Origin of the sequence: Nonomuraea sp. KM90 (genome assembly GCF_052246675.1) — a bacterium.
In the GTDB taxonomy this organism is placed as follows: domain Bacteria; phylum Actinomycetota; class Actinomycetes; order Streptosporangiales; family Streptosporangiaceae; genus Nonomuraea.
Window position 1 is genome coordinate 11973 of the sequence record NZ_JBQQCB010000082.1, and the last position, 19873, is coordinate 31845.

Genomic DNA, 19873 nt, shown 5'->3' on the forward strand with positions numbered 1-19873 from the left:
TGCGGTTACTCCTCCTCGTCGCGGGCGTCGAGCAACTCGGCGAGCTGGCGGACCGTGGGGCACTCCAGCAGGCCGGTCACCGGCACCGACGCGGCCAGCGTCTTGCGGATCCTGGTGGTGAGCTCGATCGCCAGCAGCGAGTGGCCGCCGAGCTCGAAGAAGTTGTCCAGCGCCCCGATGGGGTCGATGCCGAGCACCCTGGACCAGATCTCGGCGAGCGTGGCCTCGGTGCCCTCGCTCGGCTCCACGTACGGGTTGTTCAGCTCCGGCCGCGGATGGCGCTCGCGGTCGTCGTAGTCGTCGTCGCTCTCGTGGATGTCGCCGGTGACCCACTGCGCGATCCGGGAGTCCAGCGAGCCGGTCGAGATCACCAGGTGCCCGACGCGGTCGGCCGCCGACAGCGCCCGCTCGAAGACGTCCACGCCCTCGGCCGGGGCCATCGCGAAGTCCACCACCGCGCCGCTGTGCCCGGCCACCCGGTCGGGGTCGATGTTCCAGGTGTCCCAGTCCACGGTGACCCAGCGGCCGGCGCCCGCCGTGCGGGCCACGCGGATGTAGGCGTCCAGGGCGGCGTTGGCCGCCGCGTACGGCCCCAGCGTCATGCCGCCGAGCACCGCGGCGATCGACGACAGCGTGACCCGCCGGTCCGGGCACCACTCGCCGAGCACCTTCTGCAGCACGTGGAAGCCGGTCACCTTGGCCGCGAAGTGCGCCTCGCACTGGGGGCGGTCCATCAGGTGCGCGAAGTTGAAGTACGCGCCGTCCTGCACGCCCGCGCCGTGCACCACCACGTCGATGCTGCCGAAGCGGTCGACCGCGGCGGTCACCACGGCCCGCATCTGCTCCTCGTCGGCCACGTCCGCCGACAGGGCCAGCACCGTGGCGCCCCGGTTCTCCAGGTCCCTGATGTTGGCGATGTGCCGGGCCGTGCGCTCGCCGCCGGCCGGCGGGGCGGCGAGGTAGGCGTCCCACTCCTCCCGGGGCGGCAGCGGGGAACGCGCGGTGAGGACCAGGCGGCAGCCGTAGGCGTCGGCCAGGTGCCGGGACAGGACGAGGCCGACGTCGCCGAGGCCGCCGGTGATGAGCACCGTGTCGCCGTCGCGGATCGGCCGCTGCTCCGGCTCCAGCTCCGCCACCGGGTACGGCTCGTACCGGCGCAGCCAGGCCTCGCCCGCGCGGATCGCCATCGGGCCCTCGTGCTTGCAGACCGACGCCGCCAGCACCTGCTCGGCCAGGGCGGCCGCCTCTCCGGCGGTGTCCACGTCGATGGTGCGGCAGCGCAGCCGCGGGTTCTCCTGCTGGAGGGAGGGCGCCAGGGCCGCCAGCGTGGCGTGCTCGGGATGCCGCAGGTCGGCCCCCGCCACGCTCACCGCCTGCGACGTGAGCAGGACCAGCTCGGCCCTGGGCGCCGAGCCGGTGTTGTCCACCAGCTCCCTGGACAGCGCCAGCGCGGAGTAGAAGCCGCGGGACTGCTCGGCGGTGAAGTGCGCCACGGGGTCGGCGCCGGCGCCGGGGCCGGGCTCGGGAGAGGCCAGGCTGAGCCCGTGCACGATCGAGCGCGGCATGGTCACCAGCGAGAACATCAGCTCGGCGATGTCGTCGGGCTTGTGCGCCCGGATCACGAAGTCGCCGGTGTCCTCCTCGGCGTACTCGTCGCCGCAGCGCACGGCGGTCACCTCGGCGCCGGCCCGGGTGAGCCGGTCCACCAGCGCCTCGCCGCGCTCGTCGGCGGCGAACACCAGCCACGGGCCGGCCTCGCGCAGCCGCTCGTCCAGGCCGGCGACGGGCAGCGGGTGCTGCCGCCAGGCCGGCAGGTGGGTCCACCGCGAGCGGTCGAAGGTCTTGCCCTCGCTCACCTGCCCCTGCGCCTGCGGCGGGGCGGCCTTGACCCAGAACCTGCGCCGCTGGAACGGGTAGGTGGGCAGCTCGACCCGGCGTCCCCGGCCGCCGTGCAGCGCCGCCCAGTCGGGCGCGCTGCCGGCCAGCCACAGCCGGGCCAGCGTCGCCAGCAGCCATTCGGCCGCCGTGGCGTCCTCCTCCGGCGCGACCACGACCTCCTCGGCGGGGTCGGTGGTCTCCTCGCGCAGCACGCGGACGCCGATCTCGCCCAGGCCGTCGGCCAGCGCCGCCAGCGCCGCCGCACGGGACGATCCCGACGCGGGCGCGGTGCCGTGGCCCAGGACGCCCGCGACCGCCGCGTGCAGCTCCGCCCACCAGGTCGCGGGCGGTTCGGCGTCCGGTACGGCCAGCCGTACCTTGGGGTTGCGCCGCTGGGTCTTGCCGTCGATCCAGCGGGACGGGTCGCCCAGGGCCGCCACGGCGTCGTCGCGGTCGCGGCAGACCACGGCCCGCCGCAGGGCGAAGCCGCCACGCGAGATCTGGAGGGTGTAGGCCACGTCGGCGAGGTCGTCGTCCCGCCCCTCGGACAGGTGATCGCGCAGCCGCTCGGTCACCTCGCTCAGCGCCTGGTCGTCCCCGGCGGAGAGGACCAGCAGGTGCGGGCCGGGCCGCCCGGACCGCTGCGGCCGCGGCGGCGCCTGTTCCAGCACGACGTGCGCGTTCGTGCCGCCGAGCCCGAAGGAGCTGACGCCGGCCCGCCGCGGGTTCGGGCCCGCCGCCCAGGGCTGGTGCTCGGCCAGGACCGTGAACCGGTCGTGCGCGGTGGCCAGCGCGGGGTTGGGCGTCTCGTAGTCGGGCGTGCCGGGCAGCAGCTCGTGCTTGAGCACCATCGCGGCCCGCATCAGCCCGGTGACGCCGGAGGCGCGGTCGAGGTGGCCCAGGCTCGGCTTCAGCGAGCCCAGCACGCACGGCGTCTCCCGGGGCTGGGCGAACACCCGGTTCATGGCCGCCAGCTCGATCGAGTCGCCCAGCATGGTGCCGGTCGCGTGGCACTCGACGTAGCCGACGGTGTCGGGCTTGACCCCGGCCACCCCCAGCGCCGACTCGATAACGTCGGCCTGGCCGTCCACCCCCGGCGCGGTGTACCCGGCGCGCAGGCGGCCGTCGTTGTTGGCCGCCGAGCCCAGGATGACCGCGTGGATGATGTCGCCGTCCTCGATCGCGTCCGACATGCGCTTGAGGGCCACGACGCCGGCCCCGCTGCCCATCACCGTGCCGCCGGCCTCGGCGTCGAAGCTGCGCACCCGGCCGTCGGGCGACATGATGCCGCCCTGCTCGTACAGGTAGCCGGAGGGCTGGGGAAGCGGGGTGAACGCGCCGCCGGCCAGCGCGATGTCGCACTCGTACGTCAGCAGGCTCTGGCAGGCCAGGTGCACGGAGACCAGCGAGGTCGAGCAGAACGTCTGCACCGACACCGCGGGCCCGCGCAGCCCCAGCTTGTACGACACCAGCGAGGCCAGCGAGTCGCGCTCGTTGCCCACGGCCATCAGCAGCGCGCCGCCCGGCTGGTTGCCGAGGTGCTGCAGGTTCTGCACGATGTAGTCCGGGAACCCGCAGCCGCCGAAGACCGCCACCTGGCCGGGCACGTCGGTCGGGCAGTATCCGGCGCCCTCCAGCGCCTCCCACGAGCACTCCAGGAACAGCCGGTGCTGCGGGTCCATCGTCTCGGCCTCGCGCGGGTTGATCCCGAACACGGTCGCGTCGAAACGGTCGAGCCCGTCGAGCGGGCCGCCGACGCGCACGTAGCGCGGGTCGGCCAGCGTGCCGGGGTCGACCCCGGACTCCCGCAGTTCCTCGTCGGTGATGGTCCGCAGGCCCTTGATCCCGGCCAGCAGGTTGCTCCACAGCTCGGCGGGGCTCCCCGCGCCGGGGAAGCGCCCGGACATGCCGATCAGCGCGACCGCGGAGTCGTAGTCGGTTCCGGTCATGACGTCCTTCCGCTCCTGAGCATGTTGCGTCGCTGGGCGATGCGGGACCGCTGTTGCTCCCGGGCCTCGCTCGACGGCTCGCCCGCGTCCTGGTCGGCCTTGGCCGCCTCGGCGAGCGAGGCGATCGTGGGCGCCTGGTAGAGGATGTGCGGTGGCAGGTAGGACAGCTCCAGCGCCCTCCTGACCTCTGCGATGATCTCCATGCCGAGCAGCGAGTTGCCGCCCAGCTCGAAGAAGTTGTCGTGCACGCCGACCTGTTCCAGGCCCAGCGCCTCGGCCCACACCCCGGCGATGGTCTCCTCCGCCGGCGACTGCGGCTCGACGTAGGCGGTGGACAGGTCCGGCCGGGGGTGCCGCCCGAACGCGTCGCGGATCTTCTTCACCGTGGCCTGGTGGCTCTCGATCGACGACTTGCGGCTCATCGCCACCAGCGGCGCGAAGTCCTGCGTGGAGGCCACGACGTGCCGCTCGCCGCTGGCCAGCGCCCGCAGCAGCGTCTGCCAGCCCTGGTCGAAGGTGAGCCCGAAGTTCTCCCGGTACCAGGCGAAGTACTGCTTGGAGCCCTCGTCGTAGTTCTCCAGGCCCTCCGTCCAGCCGTTCCAGGTCCACTCGCACCAGTCGACCGAGGTGACCGTGACGCCGGGCAGCTCGTCGGCCAGCGCGAAGGAGTCCAGGAAGGCGTTGGCCGCGCAGTAGTCGACCTGGCCGGCGCCGCCGCCGGTCGCGGAGGTGGTGGAGGAGTACAGCGCCAGGAAGTCCACCGGCGTCTCGCGCAGCGCCTCGGCCAGGGCGAGCGTGCCCCGCACCTTCGGCGCCAGCACCCGGTCCATGTCGGCGATGGTCTTGAACTGCATGAGCCCGACCGCGGGCACGCCGGCGCAGTGCAGCACGCCGTTCAGCTCGCCGAAGCGCTCGATCGCGGCGGCCACGGCACGGCGGGTGTCCTCGGGCTTGGAGACGTCCCCGGCCACGGTGACGACCTCGATGCCCGCGGCCTCCAGGCGGCGCAGCCCTTCCAGCCGCCGGCGCACCTCGGGGGCCGCGGTCTCGGAGGCCAGGATCGAGGCCCACTGCTCGCGCGGCGGCACGGGCGTGCGGCCGAGCAGCACCAGCCGGGCCCGGTAGTGCTCGGCCAGCCGCTCGGCCATGGCCAGCCCGATGCCGCCCAGCCCGCCGGTCACCAGGTAGACGCCGCCCTTGCGCACCTCGGCGGCGGGCGTGCGGGCCTCGATGACGGAGGCGTCGAGCACCTCGTAGTCGGGGATCCAGCGCTGCCCGCCGCGCAGGCCGACCACCTGGTCGGCCGGTTCGGCGCGCAGCTCGGCCAGCAGGGCCTGCGCCGAGCCCACCCCGTCCACGTCGATCAGCCGGGTCTTGACCCTCGGGTACTCCACGGGGATCAGCCGGGTCGGGCCGAGCAGGGTGCCGAGCGCGGCCTGGACGCGGTCGCCCGGGTGCACCCGGTGGCCGCCCGAGGTGACGATGTCCAGTGCCCAGCTCGGCAGCCCCAGGTCACCGGCGGCGCGGGCGAGGCCGACCAGCGTGTGCAGGCCGCGCTGCAGGCTCTCCTCGATGGGGCCGCCCTCGGCCGACCACAGGTGCACGACCCGGTCGGGCTCCCAGCGGCGCTGGTTCAGCTCCCGCATGGCCGCGAGGGAGTCCTCGGGCGAGCCGGGCCGCACGCGCAGGATGTCGGGGCCGGCGGAGAACCGGTCGCCCGGCCGGACCACGACCACGTCCTTGCCCGTGGCCGCCAGGTGCGCCAGCAGGGGCGCGGCCAGCTCGTCGGCGAGCCCCGCGTCGGTGTAGACCAGCCAGCGCTCGCCCTCCTCCGCGCGGGCCGGCCTGATCGTGGTCTGGCGCCAGACCTGCGTGTGGATCCAGCGGGTGTCGGGCAGCCGCGGGTAGGCCTTGGCGATGCTCGTCGGGTCGCTCTCGTCGTACGCGGCCGCGCCGCCGCCGCTGCCGAACGCGCTCTCGTCGATCTCCAGCCAGTACTCCTGGCGCTCGAACGGATACGTCGGCAGCGGCACGCGCCCCGGCCGCCAGCCGGCGTCCTCGTGCAGCGCGTCCCAGTCCACCGGCACCCCGGTCAGCCACAGCTTCCCGACGGCGGTCGCCAGGGTCGCCCCCGCGTCCTGCGTGTCGTTCGCGGCGGGCAGCGTGGTCACGATGAGCGGCCACTGGGCGCGGTCGCAGGCCGGGTGCCCGCGGGTCAGCGCGCCCAGCGACTGTCCGGGCCCGATCTCGGCCAGCGCCAGGTCGGCCTGCCCGAGCAGGTGCCCGAGCCCCGCGCCGAACTCGACCGTCTCGCACATGTGGCGGGCCCAGTAGCCCGGGTCGGTCACCTCCTCGGCGGTGGCGGGCCGGCCGGTCACGTTGCTCAGGTACGGCAGCCGCGGCGGGTTCAGCGTGATGTTGTCGGCGATCCAGGAGGTCAGCTCCCCGGCCACCGGCGCCAGCATCCGGGAGTGGAAGGCGTGCGTGGTCTCCAGCCGCCGGTGCCCGATCCTGGACTCCAGCAGCAGCGCGGAGGCCCGCTCGACCGCGTCCGCCGGCCCGGCCAGCACCACCTGGGAGCCGGTGCGGACGGCCACGTCCAGGTCGCGGGTGAACACCTCGCCCAGCACCGCGCGCAGCCGCTTCTCGTCGGAGGAGACCGCCAGCATCGCGCCCTCGGGCTGGGAGGTGATGAGCTTGGCCCGGTAGGCCACCAGGCGCAGCGCGTCGGGCAGTGACAGCACGCCCGACAGGCAGGCGGCGACGTACTCGCCGAGGCTGTAGCCGATCATGATCTCGGGCTTCAGGCCCCACCGGATGAGCTGGCGCGCCAGCGCGTACTCGGCCACGAAGACGGCCGGCTGCACCAGGTGCGCGTCGGTCGTGGACCGCGGCGCGCCGGCCCCGGCCCGGCCCAGCAGCCTGGCCAGGTCGCCGCCGGCGTCCTCGTCCCGCTCGGCGGGCACGAAGACGTCGGAGAGCTGCCCCGGCTCGGTCAGCCCCAGCACGGCCAGGCACTCGTCCACGTCCGCGCGGAACCCCGGCTCGTCGGCGTAGAGGGCGGCCACCATCCCCGGGTACTGCTCGCCGACCCCCGCGATGAGGAAGCCGACCTTCCTGCCCACGGTCGCGTCCGCGCGTCCGAGCGATCCGGCGGGGTCGGCCAGCTTGGCCGCGGCGCCCTCCACCGAGTCGGCGACCACGATCTTGCGATGCCCGAACACCTTGCGCCCGGCCTGCAGCGTGTAGGCGACGTCGCCCAGGTCGTCGGACGAGTCCGCCAGGTGCCCGGCCAGCCGGGCGCACGCCTGCTCGGCCGCCTGCTGGGAGCGGGCCGAGACCGGCAGGATCTGCCAGCGGCGCGACCGGGTCGCGCGCGGCGCGGGCGCCGGCGCCTCGGTGACGATGACGTGCGCGTTGGTGCCGCCCATGCCCAGCGAGCTGATCCCCGCGATGCGCGGCCGGTCCAACGCGCGCGGCCACGGGACGGGCTCGGCGCTGACGCGGAAGGGGCTGTTGTCGAAGTCGATCTCCGGGTTGGGGGAGCGGTAGTGCAGCGTGCCCGGGATCAGGTCGTGGCGCAGCGACTGGATGACCTTGATCAGGCCGGTGACGCCGGAGGCGCGGTCGAGATGGCCCACGTTGGGCTTGATCGAGCCGAGCACGCAGTACTGCTTGCGCTCGGTCGCCCCGAAGGCGCGGGTCAGCGCGGCCACCTCCATCGGGTCGCCGACCTCGGTGGCGGTGCCGTGCGCCTCGACGTACGAGATGTCGGCCGGGTCCACGCCCGCGCGGGCGAGGGCCGAGGAGACGCAGCGGCGCTGGCCGTCGATGCTGGGCGCCAGGTAGCTGAACTTCATCGCGCCGTCGTTGTTGATGGCCGAGGCCCGGATGACGGCCAGCACGGTGTCCCGGTCCGCCACCGCGTCCTTCAGCCGCTTCAGCGCGACCACGGCCGCGCCGTCGCCGAACATGCTGCCCCGGCCCTCGGCGTCGAAGGTCCGCACGTGCCCGTCGGGCGACTCCTGGCCGCCCTCCTCCCACAGGTAGCCCACGCGGTCGGGGATGCGTACCGACACGCCGCCGGCCAGCGCCATGTCGCACTCGCCGCGCCGCAGGCTCTCGCTGGCCAGGTGGACCGCGACCAGCGAGGTCGAGCAGAAGGTCTGCACCGACACGCTGGGGCCGTTCAGGTCGAAGCGGAAGGAGACGTTCGTGGCCAGCGCGTCCTTGTCGTTGCCGATCATCAGGGCGGAGGTGTCGATGCCCATCTGGAACGCCATGAGCCGGGTCAGCAGGTAACCGCTGATGTTCATCCCGGCGAACACGCCGACGCTGCCCCGGCCCTCCGGCGCCGCGTACCCGGCGGACTCCAGGACCTCCCACACGCACTCCAGGAAGATCCGCTGCTGCGGGTCGGCCAGGGTGGCCTCGCGCGGGTTGTAGCCGAAGAACCCGGCGTCGAAGCCGCGGATGTCGTCGAGGATCGGCCTCGAGCGCACGTAGTTGGGCTGCTGGAACGTCGCGGGGGAGACGCCCGCGGCGAGCAGCTCGTCGTCGGTGAACCGGGTGAAGGACTCCACCCCGTTGCTGATGTTGTGCCAGAACCTCTGGACGTCGGCCGCGCCCGGGAACCGACCGGCCATGCCGATGATCGCGACATCGGCGTCGCCCGGTGAATGGTGCTGATCCATCTCCATGCCCTTCTTCGCGGAAGTCGCTCTCACAGCAGTCCGTCCCGTCCCCAGCCGCGCGTCAGCCGGCGGGCCGCGAACAGGCCCGCCAGCAGGCCGATCGCCAGCAGGATGGCGGCGGGCAGCAGGATCGCCGCCGCGTCCCCGCGTACCGCGGCCTGCATCATGGTCAGCGCCCAGTAGCCGGGGGAGACGTGCGCGGCCGTCTGAGCCCAGTCGGGCATCAGGCTCAGCGGCACCAGCGCCCCGCCCAGGGAGCTGAGGGTGAGCGCGCCCACGTCGGAGATCACGCTGAGCTCGCCGTGGCTGCGGACCAGCGTGGCCAGCGCCGCGCCGATCGCCAGCAGGGCGAACGCCCAGATCGCGATGGACAGGAGGACCAGGCTCGGGGCGGGGGGCACGGGCAGCCCGATGGCCAGGCAGCCGTACACCACGAGGATCGCCTGCTGGGCGATCATCACCACGAACAGCGGCAGGGTCTTGCCGACCAGCAGCTCGAACGCCGGCGCCTTGCTCACCCGCAGCCGGTCCCAGGTGCGCCAGGTGCGCTCGGACAGGATCGAGTTGCCCGCCAGGGAGATCGCGAACACGGAGAACATGACCATCAGGCCGGTGGCGACCTGGGTGGCGCCTCCGTCCAGGGCCCTGACGTACAGGGGCTTCAGCACCAGCATGAGGACCATCGGCATGGCGACATAGCTGATCATCTGCCCCGGGTCGCGCAAGCGGATGATCAGGTTGTGCCTGGCCAGGGCGGAGATCCGGTAGACGGCGTCGAGCACGCCGAGCCCGCGTGGCGCGGAGTCAAGAAGCATCGGTGACCGCCAGGGATCGATAGAGGTCGTCCAGGGACGGGTTGCGCACGTCCACCGAGGTGACCGGACGGTTCACCCGGTGGAGCAGGTCGATCAGGGCCGCCGCCGGGTCGGAGGCGGAGACCGAGATCTGCTCCTCGTTGTCCAGCGTGACCCGCACCTCGCCCGGCAGGTCCCTCAGCAGTTCGTCGCTGGGCCCCCTGGCGATGATCCGGCCGTCGCGGGCGACCGCGATCGTGGCCTGGAGCTCGGTGAGCTCGGGCAGGTAGTGGGTGGTGTAGACGACGGCCGCGCCCTCTCCGGCGCGCTGCTTGACCACGTCCAGCATCGCCTGCCTGGTCTCCAGGTCGGCGCCCGCCGTGGGCTCGTCGAGCAGCAGGAGCGCGGGCCGGTGCACCAGCGCGCTGGCCGCCTGGGTACGGCGCTGCTGGCCGCCCGAGAGCTTGCCCGTCCTCCTGTCCATGATCTCGTTGAGCCGCAGCACGGCCGCCAGGTCCTCGATGGCCGCGCTGAGCGCGGTCCGTCTCAGCCCGGCCAGCTTGCCGTAGAGCACAAGGTGCTCGCGTACGGTGATGGAGGGGTACAGCGCGATGTGCTGGGGCGCGACGCCCACCTCACCGCGTGTGGCGGAAGGGGGTCTGCCGTCGATGCTCACCTTTCCGCTGTCCGGGCGGATCAGATGGGACACGATCTCCACGAAGGTCGTCTTCCCCGCGCCGTTGTGGCCTAGGAGCCCGACGATCTCACCGGACGCCACGCTCAGAGTGAATCCGTCGAGGGCCTGGACCGTGCCGTACCGCTTGACGAGATCGGTTGCCACCAGCAACGTGTCACCTCCCCATATTTAATGGAATTGTGGGTGAGTGCGGTTGTAGCCATATTGGCGGGATGAAGGCCGGAAATAACGGGGAAGCTGGTGGCAGGTAGTTGCCGGAAAAACCGGCCAGCGGCCTGATATATCCGTACACCGAGTTGACAACCTAGCCTGACCGATATGCAGGTTGGTTCGTTGATCGCAGCCGGTTGCGACTGCGAGATTCTCGAGGCCGGCGCCGGCCGGGTCGTCCGGCGCGCCCGCGACGGCCGCAGCCTCGAACGTGAGGCCGCCGTCATGCGCCACGCCCGGCGCCAGGGCTTCCCCGCCCCCAAGGTCTTCGACGCCGACGGCCCCGACATCCTCATGGAGCGCGTCGACGGCCCGAGCCTGATGGAGGAGATGGTCCGCGACCCCGGGCGGGCTCCGGAGCACGGCCGCCTCCTGGCGTCCCTCCTGAGCAGGCTCGGCGCCGTACGGGCCCCCGGCTGGCTGCAGGCCGCGGACGGCTGCCCCGGCAACCGCCTGCTGCACCTGGACCTCCACCCCGCCAACGTGCTCCTGACCGGGGACGGCCCCCGGGTGATCGACTGGGCGAACGCGGCGCGGGGCGCGGCGGGCGCGGACGTCGCCTGCACCTGGCTGGTCCTGGCCACCGTTCCCGTCGGCCCGGAGATCGAGGAGGGCCGGGCGGCGATGCTCGCGGCGTTCCTGGGCGACATCGACACCGGGGCGGCCCGGCCGTACCTTCCGGCCATTGCCGCGCGCCGCCGCGCGGACCGCAACATCACCGCCGAGGAAAAGGCGGAGATAACCCATTTCCTCGCCCGGGAAACCCCTCCTTCCTGACCCCTGATAAACCCCTGCACTTCCCCAACAAGTCGGGTGTTCTTCCACCCGGAGGTTGACATGGACGAGCACCGCGACGTACGGGCATCCGACAAGGATCGCGACGCGGCCGCCGAGCGGCTGCGCCTGGCCGTGGAGGAGGGCTGCCTCGACTTCAGGGAGTTCGACGACCGCGTGGGCAGGGCCTACGGGTCGGTGACCCGTGGCGAACTCGCCGACCTGGTCGCCGACCTCCCCGCGCGGCGCCGCCCGAGCCCGTCACCCGCGCCGTCCGGCACCCCCCGCTGGCTGAAGGCGGTGTGGGCCGGGTGGGCCGTGCTCCTCGCGGTCAACGTCGTGGTCTGGGCGGCGGTGAGCGTGGCCGAGGGCTGCCCGATGGACTTCTGGCCCAAGGGGCTGCTCCCACCGGGGCTCATCCTGGCTATCGTGACGGCGGGCACCGTTCGCAGAAGACGAGACGCGACAGCCGAAGGGTCGTGACCATGCCGTCAACCCCTGCCAGCACCTCCTCCAGCGCCTCCTCCAGCGCCTCCTCCAGCGCCTCCTCCAGCGCCTCCTCCAGCGCCTCCTCCAGCGCCTCCTCCAGCGATTCCGGGCGGCGGGCGGAGCTCGACGCCGTCCGGGTGCTGGTGGTGGTCGGGCTGGTGTTCTTCCACTCGGCGCTGGTGTTCGGCGCCCACGACGACTTCTACGTGAAGAACGCCGAGACCACCGACGTCACCCTGGTCGTCGCCGCCGTCGGCGTGCTGTGGGCGATGCCGCTGCTCTTCTTCCTGGCGGGCCTGGGCGCCTGGCACTCCCTGCGCCGCCGCAGCACCGGCGCGTTCGTCGTCGAACGCCTGCGCCGCCTCGGGGTGCCGCTGCTGTTCGGGACGCTCGTCCTCGTACCGGTTCCGCAGTGGTTACGCCTGCGCGCCGACCCCGCCCACCAGGAGTCGTACCTCGAGTTCCTGCCCCGCTTCTTCCGGATCGACCTGGAGCCGGGCAAGTTCCCCTTCGTCCTCCAGGGCGAGTTCTTCGAGACCGGCCACCTGTGGTTCCTGGTGCTGCTGCTCACCTTCTCCCTGCTGCTGGCCCCCGCCACGCACGGGTTCCGCTCGCCCGCGAACCGCGACCGGGTGGCGCGGCTGCGCGACCGCATGGCCGCGTTCGCGGAGCGGCGACGCGGCGCCACCCTCCTGCCCGCCGTGCCGCTGGCGGTGTGGTGCGCGCTGGCGGGGCTGGAGGAGGAGTACGGGGGCTGGCACCGCTGGGCGTACCTGCTCTTCTATCTCTTCGGTTTCGTCTTCGCCACCGACGACCGCTTCAGGGCCGCCGCCCGCCGCGACGCCCGCCTGATCGTGCTCGCCGGGCTGCTGTTCTGCCTGGTCGGCGTGCCCGCGATGCTCCTGGCCGGAGACGCCGCCTTCACCGGGCCGGCGCCTCTCGCGATGGCCGGCAGGTCGTTGTTCGGCGCGGCCGGATGGTGCTGGCTGATGGCGATCATCGGCCTCCTCGACCGGGTCCGCCCCGCCCGCCCCCGGACCGGCGGGCGCGAGCCGCGGCGCTGGTACGCCTACCTGTCCGAGGCCGTGCTGCCGCTCTACATCCTGCACCAGCCGATCGTGGTCGCGGTCGCCTACGGCGTCGTCCGGTGGGACGCCCCGATCGCCGTCAAGTTCACGGTCATCGTCATGGCGTCGTTCGCCCTGCTGGCCCTCGCCTACGACCTCCTGGTCCGGCGCACCGGCGTCACCCGCTTCCTGTTCGGCCTGCGCCCCGCCCCCCGGGCCGCGCGTGACCAGGTGGATCAGGGCTAGCCGGGGGCCGGCCGGGCGAGGTGGGCCCGGATGCTCTCGACGTCGACCCCCTTCTCCTCGGTCCGGTCGATGCCGAGGGCGGTCATGATGTTCAGGGCCTGGGTCCAGTGGTGCCGGGCCTGGGCGGGCCGGCCGAGCGCGGCATGGGCGTGGGCGAGGCCGTCGTGTGCGCGGGCCTGATCGCTCGACTGGCCCAGGGCCGAGGCCAGGTCGAGGGCCTGGTGATGGCTTTCGAGCGCCTCGGCGGCGTGCCCGCGGTCGTGCTGCAGCCGGCCGGAGCCGTGGAGGGCTTCGAACTGCCAGTTGTCGTTGCCGACCTCGCGCGCCAGGTCGAGCGCCTGCCGGTAGTGGTCGAGGGCCTGCTCGTGCCGCCCCTGCATCCGGTACAGCTGGCCGAGCCCGTTGAGGTTGATCAGCTCGCCCAGCATGTGCCCGATGCCGCGGGCCAGGCTCAGGGCCTGCGAGAAGCACTCTTCGGCCGGCCCGTACCGACCGCGCTTCAGGTGGATGTGGCCCAGGCCCATCAGCGCCCGCGACTCACAGGTGCGGTGACCGACCGTCCTGGCGAGTTCGAGGGCTCGCGTGAGGTGCTCGGTGGCGGGCTCGTACTGTTCCATCAGCCGGTGCACCTGGCCGGAATCGATCAAGGAGTCCAGCTCGCCGATGCGGTGACCGATCGCCTGGGCGATGCCGAGCGCCTCCGTGAACGCCTCGGCGGCCGGTGCGAACTGGCCCTGGTACGCCCGGATCGTGCCCAGGCAGTGCAGCGCTCCCAGCTCGCCGGCCCGGTGGCCGGTGGAGCGGGCGATGTCCAGGGCCCGCACGATGTTCTCCGTCGCCGTCTCGTACTGGTTCTGCGCGCAACGGATCTCGCCCAGCCCCAGGAGGGCCTCCATCTCGCCCGGACGATCCCCGGTGGCGCGGGCCGCGGACAGCGCCTGCGTCTGCAGGGCCGCGCCTTCGGCGTACCGGCCGCGGACGCGCAGGCAGCGGTGCAAGGTGGCCGACAGGTGGCGGATGTGCGCGGGGAAGCCGTCGGCCGCAGCGTGCCGGGCGAGGGCGAGCAGGTTGGCCAGCTCCGCGTCCAGCCACGTCTCGGCGCTCGGCACGTCGGGCATGGACGCGGTGCCTGCCGGAGGGCGGGGCCGCATCTCCGCGTCGTAGGGGTAGAGGCGGTCCATCGCCGCCGAGGCGGCCCGGCTGCAGTGGTCCAGCAGCCGGGCCAGCGCGGCGCGCCGCTCGGTCTCGGGCTCCTCGTCGGCGGCCATCGCGGCGGCATGGGCGCGGATCAGGTCGTGCAGGCGGTAGCGGCCGATGACCGGCTCCTGCAGCAGATGAGCCTCGAGCAACCGATCCAGCAGCCGCACGGCCCGCCCCCTGCCGGTGTCCAGCAGCACGGCGACCGCCTCGGCCCCGATGTCCGGGCCGGCGTGCAGCCCCAGCAGCCGGTACGCGCGCCGCTCGTCGGCCGCCAGCTCCCGGTAGGACAGGTCGAGCGCGGCCGTGACGCTGCGCTGGCCCGCGTGCAGCTCGCTCAGCAGGCTCCGGTGCTGCTCCAGCCGCTCCAGCAGGTGGCTCACGCTCCAGGCCGGATGGGCCTTCAACCGGGCCGCGGCCAGCCGGATCGCCAGCGGCAGCAGCCCGCACCGCCGTACCACCTCGGCCAGCGACTCCCGTGGCACGCCCGCCACCCGCTCCGGCCCGGCGGTGCCGGCGAACAGCGCGATCGCGTCCGTGACCGGCAGGACGTCCACCGACACCGTACGGACACCGTCCAGGCCGACCAGCCGGCGCCGGCTCGTGATGAGCACCAGGCAGCCTCCCGCGCCCGGCAGCAGCGGCTCCACCTGCGCCTCGTCGGCGGCGTTGTCCAGCACGATCAGCATCCGGCGGCCGGCCAGCAGCGTGCGGTACAGAGCCGCCCGGTCGTCCACGTGCTGCGGGATGGACTCCCCCGGGACGCCCAGCAGCCCCAGCACCCGGGCGAGCGTGTCGGCCGGGTCGGCCGGGGCCAGGCCCTGGGTGTAGCCGTGCAGGTCGACGAACAGGTCACCGTCGGGGAAGCGGGCGGCCAGCTGGTGCGCGGCGTGCACGGCCAGCGCGGTCTTGCCGACCCCCGCCATGCCGTCGATGGCGGTGATCACCACCGTGGTCGCGTCGCCGGCCGCGTCCAGCAGGGCCATCTCCCGGGCCCGGCCGACGAACGCCACATCGGCCGGCAACTGCCGTGGCGTCGTGCGCGCCGGGCTCGGTCCCGGGATCTGCGGGACGCCGGTCGTGGCCTCGCTCAAAAGTGACATCTCGGCGGCGTCCAGGGCCAGCGCCGTACCCAGCAGCCGCAACGAGGTGCTGCGCGGCCGCCGCAGCTCACCCGACTCCAACCGGCGGACGGTACGGGCGGTGAGCCCCGACCGCTCCGCGAGCTGCTCCTGGGTCAGCAGCGCCCGCTCCCGCCAGCCCCGTAACAGAGCACCCAACGTGGGTTGCTCCGCGGAAGGACCCCCATCGCCACCGTCGTGTGCGCCTGACGGCATGAACACAACCCCCGCGTCCGCAGTCCGGATGAGACAGGAGAATATGCCACACATCTTCGAGAGTCACTGTCATCGCCGACACTCCAGCCGCGGGACACCGGCACCCTCACGGAAGAGTCAGCACGGCGGGCGAGGCCGGGGCGCACCGGCCGGCGGCGGCCTCCGGCCCGCACGGCGCGATCCGGGCCGCTTGCTAATAGGAAGATATCTTCCTATAGTTTTCGCCATGCCACGCCGCAAGCCCGGGACCCTGCTTCCGCTCGAGACCGAGATTCTCGACGCGGCGCTGTCGATGCTGAGCTCGGGGCAGGCCGCCTTCCACGGATTCGGTCTCGCCCAGACCATGCGCGAACAGAGCGGGTCACGTTCACTGACAGGACACGGAACCTTGTACAAAGCCCTGAGCCGGCTCGAGGAGTTCGGTCTGCTCACCTCCCGGTGGGAGGACACCGACGCGGTCGAAGGACGACCGCGCCGCCGACTTTACGAACTCACCGGGAAGGGGGCGCAGGTGGCCGAGCAGGCCCGGGCCGCCGCCCCCGGTCAGGCCCCCGGCCGCCTCCCGCGCATCGCCCCGGGGCCGGCATGACACCGGAGCGCATGGCCGGGCTGGTGGCCCGATGGGTGCGCCTCTACACGCGGGGCCTGCCCACCGCCGTCGCCCAGCGCCGGATCGACGAGATCGACGCCGACCTGTACGACCACGTCGCCCATGAGCGGGCCCACGGGACCAGCGACTGGCGCATCGCCGCCGGCATCGGGTCCCGGATGCTCCGCGGACTGGCCGCCGACGCCTCGTGGCGCGGCCGGCAGGCCAGGGCGGCCACCGACCACCCCCTGCCACCGGAGAAGGCGATGAAGAACCACAAGACCGCGTACCGATCCGGCGTCGGCGTCGCGATCGCGACGGCCCTGTTCCTGCTCTGGCTGATGGGCGCCGTCGGCGTGATCGGAACCGAAGGCGACCGCGCAGACCTGATGTACTTCGGGGTGCTCGCCGTCGGGGTCGTCGGCGCCGTCATCGCCCGCTTCCGCCCGTCCGGGATGGCACGCGCGTTGCTCGCCACGGCGTCCGCCCAGGCGCTGGTCGCCGTGATCGCGCTCATCGCCGGAAAACACCAGGCCCCGAACGCCTCCGTCGCCGAGATCGTCGTGCTGAACGGGATCTTCGTCGCGCTCTTCGTCGGATCGGCCTGGCTCTTCCGGCGCGCCGCGCAGCCTCCCGCGAACGCGGGGCCGCGGGCCTAGCCGGCGACGCGCCGCCCGCCTGCCACGCCCACCCCGCCTTTCGCTCCGGTTCGCCGGGCGAGCGGTCATGGGCGAACCGGGGCCGGGGCGTCACCTCGCCCCGGCCTGTCGTTCACGGCGCGGGAGCGGGGGAGACGTCGGTGGTCGGCTTGGGGTCTACGGACCAGCTCCGGCGGGCGTTGAGCGTGGCGGGCTCGAAACCGGCCAGCTTCTTGTAGCGCAGGGCGATCTCCTCCCGCTCGGCCAGCGGCATGACGTGCTCGATGTCGGTGAAACCCTGCGGGGCGCGCTCGTGGGCCAGCCGCAGGATGATCTCGGGGCCGTCCTTGCGGTTGGCCAGCACGACGTTGTTCGTGACCGGCCGGCGCTGGTCCTCGTAGAACTCCAGCCCCAGGTCGTTGGCCAGCGCGTACGCCAGGACGCGGGCGTCGATGACGGCCTGGGTGCCGCCGTTGGAGCCGGTCGGGTACATCGGGTGCGCCGCGTCGCCCATCAGCGTCACCGTCTCCGTCGACCAGCGCGGCAGCGGGTCACGGTCGACGAGCGGGTACTCGAACACCTGCTCCGCGCCCGCGATGAGTGCGGAGATGTCCAGCTCGCCGCAACGCCAGTCCGCCACGTGGGGGAGGACCTTCTCCACGCCGATGGGCCGGTTCCAGTCGCCCCGCGGCACGCCCTCGACGTCCGCCGTGCGCTGGATGGCCCAGTTGATCAGCTGGGTGCCGTCCCCGGCGGGTGGGGCGATGGGGTAGATGACGAGCTTCTGCGTGCCGTCACCGACCATGATCATGGACCTGCCGGTCATGAACGGTCTGGCGTACGTGGTGCCGCGCCACAGCACGTCGCCGCCCGGCAGCGGCTCGCCCTCGCCGGGGAACAGGGCCCGCCTGACGCTGGAGCGGATGCCGTCGGCGCCGATGAGCAGGTCCGCGTCGTGGCGGAGGCCGGTGACGGGGGAGCCGAGCACCACCGCCTCGGGGCCGAGGCGCTCGCGTACCGCCTCCAGCAGCATCAGCTGCAACCGGCCCCGATGGATCGAGTACTGGGGCCACCGGTAGCCCGCGTCCAGCCCGCGCGGCTCGGACCAGATCCGCTGCCCGCGGGGGGTGAGGAAGGTCAGGTCGGCGGTCGCCACGCCGATCGAGGCCAGGCGGTCGCCGAGACCGAGCTCGATGAGCTCGCGGACGGCGTGCGGGAGGATGTTGATGCCGACGCCGAGCGGGTGGATCTCCTCCACCGCTTCGTGGACGGTCACCTCGGTGATCCCGGCGGCGTGCAGGCTCAGGGCCGCCGTCAGCCCCGCGATGCCGGCGCCGGCGATGACCACGCGGCGGGTCGTCATGAGAGGCCTCCCCGGGAAATCGGTGAGGAGGCATCCGGTAAGGACGGGAAATCGAGCGGGCTGAGCCTGAGTCCGGGCATGAACGCTCCAGATGTGGAAGACGTATTGCGGGACACGTTCGACTTTCAGGTGCTGGAAGTCTATGAGATGGCCGCCGCTTCCGCTCTTCCCTGCCGTCAGTGCGGCTGGCGGAGCCCGTCGATGAGGAGCCCGACCAGGCGGCGGGCGTCGTAGCGGGCGTCGCTGTCGGCGCCGATGCACAGGTTCCCGACGCCGCGCATGAGCTCGTAGGCCTCTATGTCGGGGCGGATCTCGCCGGCGGCGGCCGCGGCCTCGAGCAGCTGGGTGCACACGGGGAGGAGGCGGTCGATGAAATAGGCGTGCAGCGCGTCGAAGCCGGCGTTGTCGGACTGCAGGACGGTGGCCAGCCCGTGCTTGGTGACCAGGAAGTCGACGAAGAGGTCGATCCATTGCGCCAGCGCGGCGTGCGGGGTGGCGCTGGTGGCCAGCAGGACGGGACCGGCCTCGGCGCAGGCCTCGATCTGGTGCCGGAAGACGGCGATGATGAGATCCGCTCGCGTCGGGAAGTGGCGGTAGATCGTGGCCGTCCCGACGCCGGCCTTGGCGGCGATGTCGCGGACCGGGGCCTCCACGCCCGAGGTGACGAAGATCGCGGCGGCCGCGTCGAGCAGGGCCTTCTTGTTGCGCTGGGCGTCCGCCCGCTTGGGCCGGGCCGTGCGCGCCGCGCTCTGGTCGCTGTCGTTCATCGTTCCCTCCGGTAGCGGAATTGCTAAACGGGACAGTGTCCCGTATTGTCGAAACCGGGACGAGGTTCCGCTTGGCTCATGATGTCAGAGCAGCGTGCCGACGGCCAACCACCCACGCCTTCACTCCCCACGGAGGAGACACAGTCATGCAGTACCGCACCTTGGGCCGCACCGGTGTGCAGGTCAGCTCCCTCGCGCTCGGCGCGATGAACTTCGGCGCGATCGGCCGTACCACCCAGGACGAGGCCACCGCCATCGTCGACGCCGCCCTCGAGGCCGGGATCAACCTCATCGACACGGCCGACTGGTACAGCGCCGGCGAGTCGGAGGAGATGGTCGGCAAGGCCATCGCCGGCCGCCGCGACGACATCGTGCTGGCCACGAAGGCCTGCATGCCCATGGGCGACGAGCCCAACCACCGGGGCAGCTCGCGCCGCTGGCTGGTCACCGAGCTGGACAACAGCCTGCGCCGCCTCGGCGTCGACCACGTCGACCTCTACCAGATCCACCGGTGGGACCCGAGCACCAGCGACGAGGAGACGCTGTCGGCGCTGACCGACCTGCAGCGCGCGGGGAAGATCCGCTACTTCGGCTCCTCGACCTTCCCGGCCTACCGCATCGTGCAGGCGGAGTGGGCCGCGCGCCGGCATCACCTGAGCCGGTACGTCACCGAGCAGCCCAGCTACTCGATCCTGCAGCGCGGGATCGAGGCCCACGTCCTGCCCGTGACCGAGGAGTACGGGCTCGGCGTGCTGGCCTGGAGCCCGCTCGCCTCCGGCTGGCTGTCGGGCGCGGTCCGCGAAGGGCGCGAGGTCGCCACCCACCGCTCGGCGATCCTGCCGGAGCGCTTCGACCTCTCCATCCCCGCCAACCGGGCCAGGCTGGACGCGGTCGAGCGGCTGGCCAAGGTCGCCGACCAGGCCGGTCTGACCCTGATCCAGCTGGCGCTCGGATTCGTCACCGCACACCCCGCCGTGACCAGCGCGATCATCGGCCCCCGTACGTTGGAGCACCTGCACGCGCAGCTGGCCGCCGCGGACACCGTGCTCTCCGCCGACGTGCTCGACGCCATCGACGCGATCGTCGCGCCCGGCACCGACCTCGCCGCCCACGAGAAGTTCGACACCCCGCCCGCCCTGCTCGACCCGTCGCTCCGGCGCCGCTGACCGGGCACCCCGAGCGCG

The 19873-nt window shown here is 73.0% G+C and carries 13 protein-coding genes; 6 read left to right on the forward strand and 7 right to left on the reverse strand.

The features are described from left to right. Positions 1-5: 5 nt before the first annotated feature. The 4 genes from ACTWPW_RS44765 to ACTWPW_RS44780 are packed head-to-tail and all read right to left on the reverse strand — an operon-like array spanning position 6 to position 10156. Positions 6-3827: an SDR family NAD(P)-dependent oxidoreductase gene (locus ACTWPW_RS44765; RefSeq protein WP_443172296.1), complete on the reverse strand. Its 3822-nt coding sequence runs from the start codon at positions 3825-3827 to the stop codon at positions 6-8. Next, the gene (locus ACTWPW_RS44770; RefSeq protein WP_375108838.1) at positions 3824-8527 is read right to left on the reverse strand and encodes a type I polyketide synthase; all 4704 of its coding nucleotides are present in this window, start codon (positions 8525-8527) and stop codon (positions 3824-3826) included. The genes ACTWPW_RS44765 and ACTWPW_RS44770 overlap by 4 nt, the downstream gene beginning before the upstream one ends. Positions 8528-8550: 23 nt before the next feature. After that, a complete protein-coding gene (locus ACTWPW_RS44775) occupies positions 8551-9336 on the reverse strand; it encodes an ABC transporter permease (protein WP_375108837.1) in 786 nt (261 codons plus the stop codon). Further along, positions 9326-10156 carry an ABC transporter ATP-binding protein gene (locus ACTWPW_RS44780; protein ID WP_375108836.1) on the reverse strand — a complete coding sequence of 277 codons (831 nt, stop codon included), beginning with the start codon at positions 10154-10156 and terminating at the stop codon, positions 9326-9328. Before ACTWPW_RS44780 ends, ACTWPW_RS44775 begins: the two co-directional genes overlap by 11 nt. 174 nt (positions 10157-10330) lie before the next feature. On the opposite strand from ACTWPW_RS44780, the gene ACTWPW_RS44785 reads away from it, so the two are divergent. The 3 genes from ACTWPW_RS44785 to ACTWPW_RS44795 are packed head-to-tail and all read left to right on the forward strand — an operon-like array spanning position 10331 to position 12798. Continuing rightward, positions 10331-10999 (forward strand): phosphotransferase, encoded by a 669-nt coding sequence (locus tag ACTWPW_RS44785; protein ID WP_375108835.1) that lies wholly within the window; start codon positions 10331-10333, stop codon positions 10997-10999. Between the two features lie 60 nt (positions 11000-11059). Further along, on the forward strand, positions 11060-11479 hold the full coding sequence (locus tag ACTWPW_RS44790; RefSeq protein WP_443172297.1) for a DUF1707 SHOCT-like domain-containing protein: 420 nt from the start codon (positions 11060-11062) through the stop codon (positions 11477-11479). A gap of 2 nt (positions 11480-11481) precedes the next feature. After that, entirely contained in the window at positions 11482-12798 is a 1317-nt protein-coding gene (locus ACTWPW_RS44795) for an acyltransferase family protein (protein WP_443172298.1), read from the forward strand. On the opposite strand, the gene ACTWPW_RS44800 is transcribed toward ACTWPW_RS44795, so the two are convergent. Beyond that, positions 12795-15275 carry an ATP-binding protein gene (locus ACTWPW_RS44800; RefSeq protein ID WP_443172299.1) on the reverse strand — a complete coding sequence of 827 codons (2481 nt, stop codon included), beginning with the start codon at positions 15273-15275 and terminating at the stop codon, positions 12795-12797. The two genes, ACTWPW_RS44795 and ACTWPW_RS44800, sit on opposite strands and share 4 nt — an antisense overlap. Before the next feature lie 283 nt (positions 15276-15558). Here ACTWPW_RS44800 and ACTWPW_RS44805 point away from each other — a divergent pair, with 283 nt between their 5' ends. Both ACTWPW_RS44805 and ACTWPW_RS44810 read left to right on the forward strand, forming a co-directional pair. Beyond that, positions 15559-15921 carry a PadR family transcriptional regulator gene (locus tag ACTWPW_RS44805; protein ID WP_443172300.1) on the forward strand — a complete coding sequence of 121 codons (363 nt, stop codon included), beginning with the start codon at positions 15559-15561 and terminating at the stop codon, positions 15919-15921. After that, on the forward strand, positions 15918-16580 hold the full coding sequence (locus ACTWPW_RS44810; protein ID WP_443172301.1) for a hypothetical protein: 663 nt from the start codon (positions 15918-15920) through the stop codon (positions 16578-16580). Before ACTWPW_RS44805 ends, ACTWPW_RS44810 begins: the two co-directional genes overlap by 4 nt. A gap of 112 nt (positions 16581-16692) precedes the next feature. Here ACTWPW_RS44810 and ACTWPW_RS44815 read toward each other — a convergent pair whose 3' ends face one another. Both ACTWPW_RS44815 and ACTWPW_RS44820 read right to left on the reverse strand, forming a co-directional pair. Further along, entirely contained in the window at positions 16693-17922 is a 1230-nt protein-coding gene (locus ACTWPW_RS44815; protein WP_375108830.1) for a flavin-dependent oxidoreductase, read from the reverse strand. Between the two features lie 176 nt (positions 17923-18098). Then, on the reverse strand, positions 18099-18689 hold the full coding sequence (locus ACTWPW_RS44820) for a TetR/AcrR family transcriptional regulator (protein ID WP_375108829.1): 591 nt from the start codon (positions 18687-18689) through the stop codon (positions 18099-18101). Positions 18690-18835: 146 nt separating this feature from the next. Here ACTWPW_RS44820 and ACTWPW_RS44825 point away from each other — a divergent pair, with 146 nt between their 5' ends. After that, entirely contained in the window at positions 18836-19855 is a 1020-nt protein-coding gene (locus tag ACTWPW_RS44825) for an aldo/keto reductase (protein ID WP_375108828.1), read from the forward strand. Positions 19856-19873: the final 18 nt, after the last annotated feature.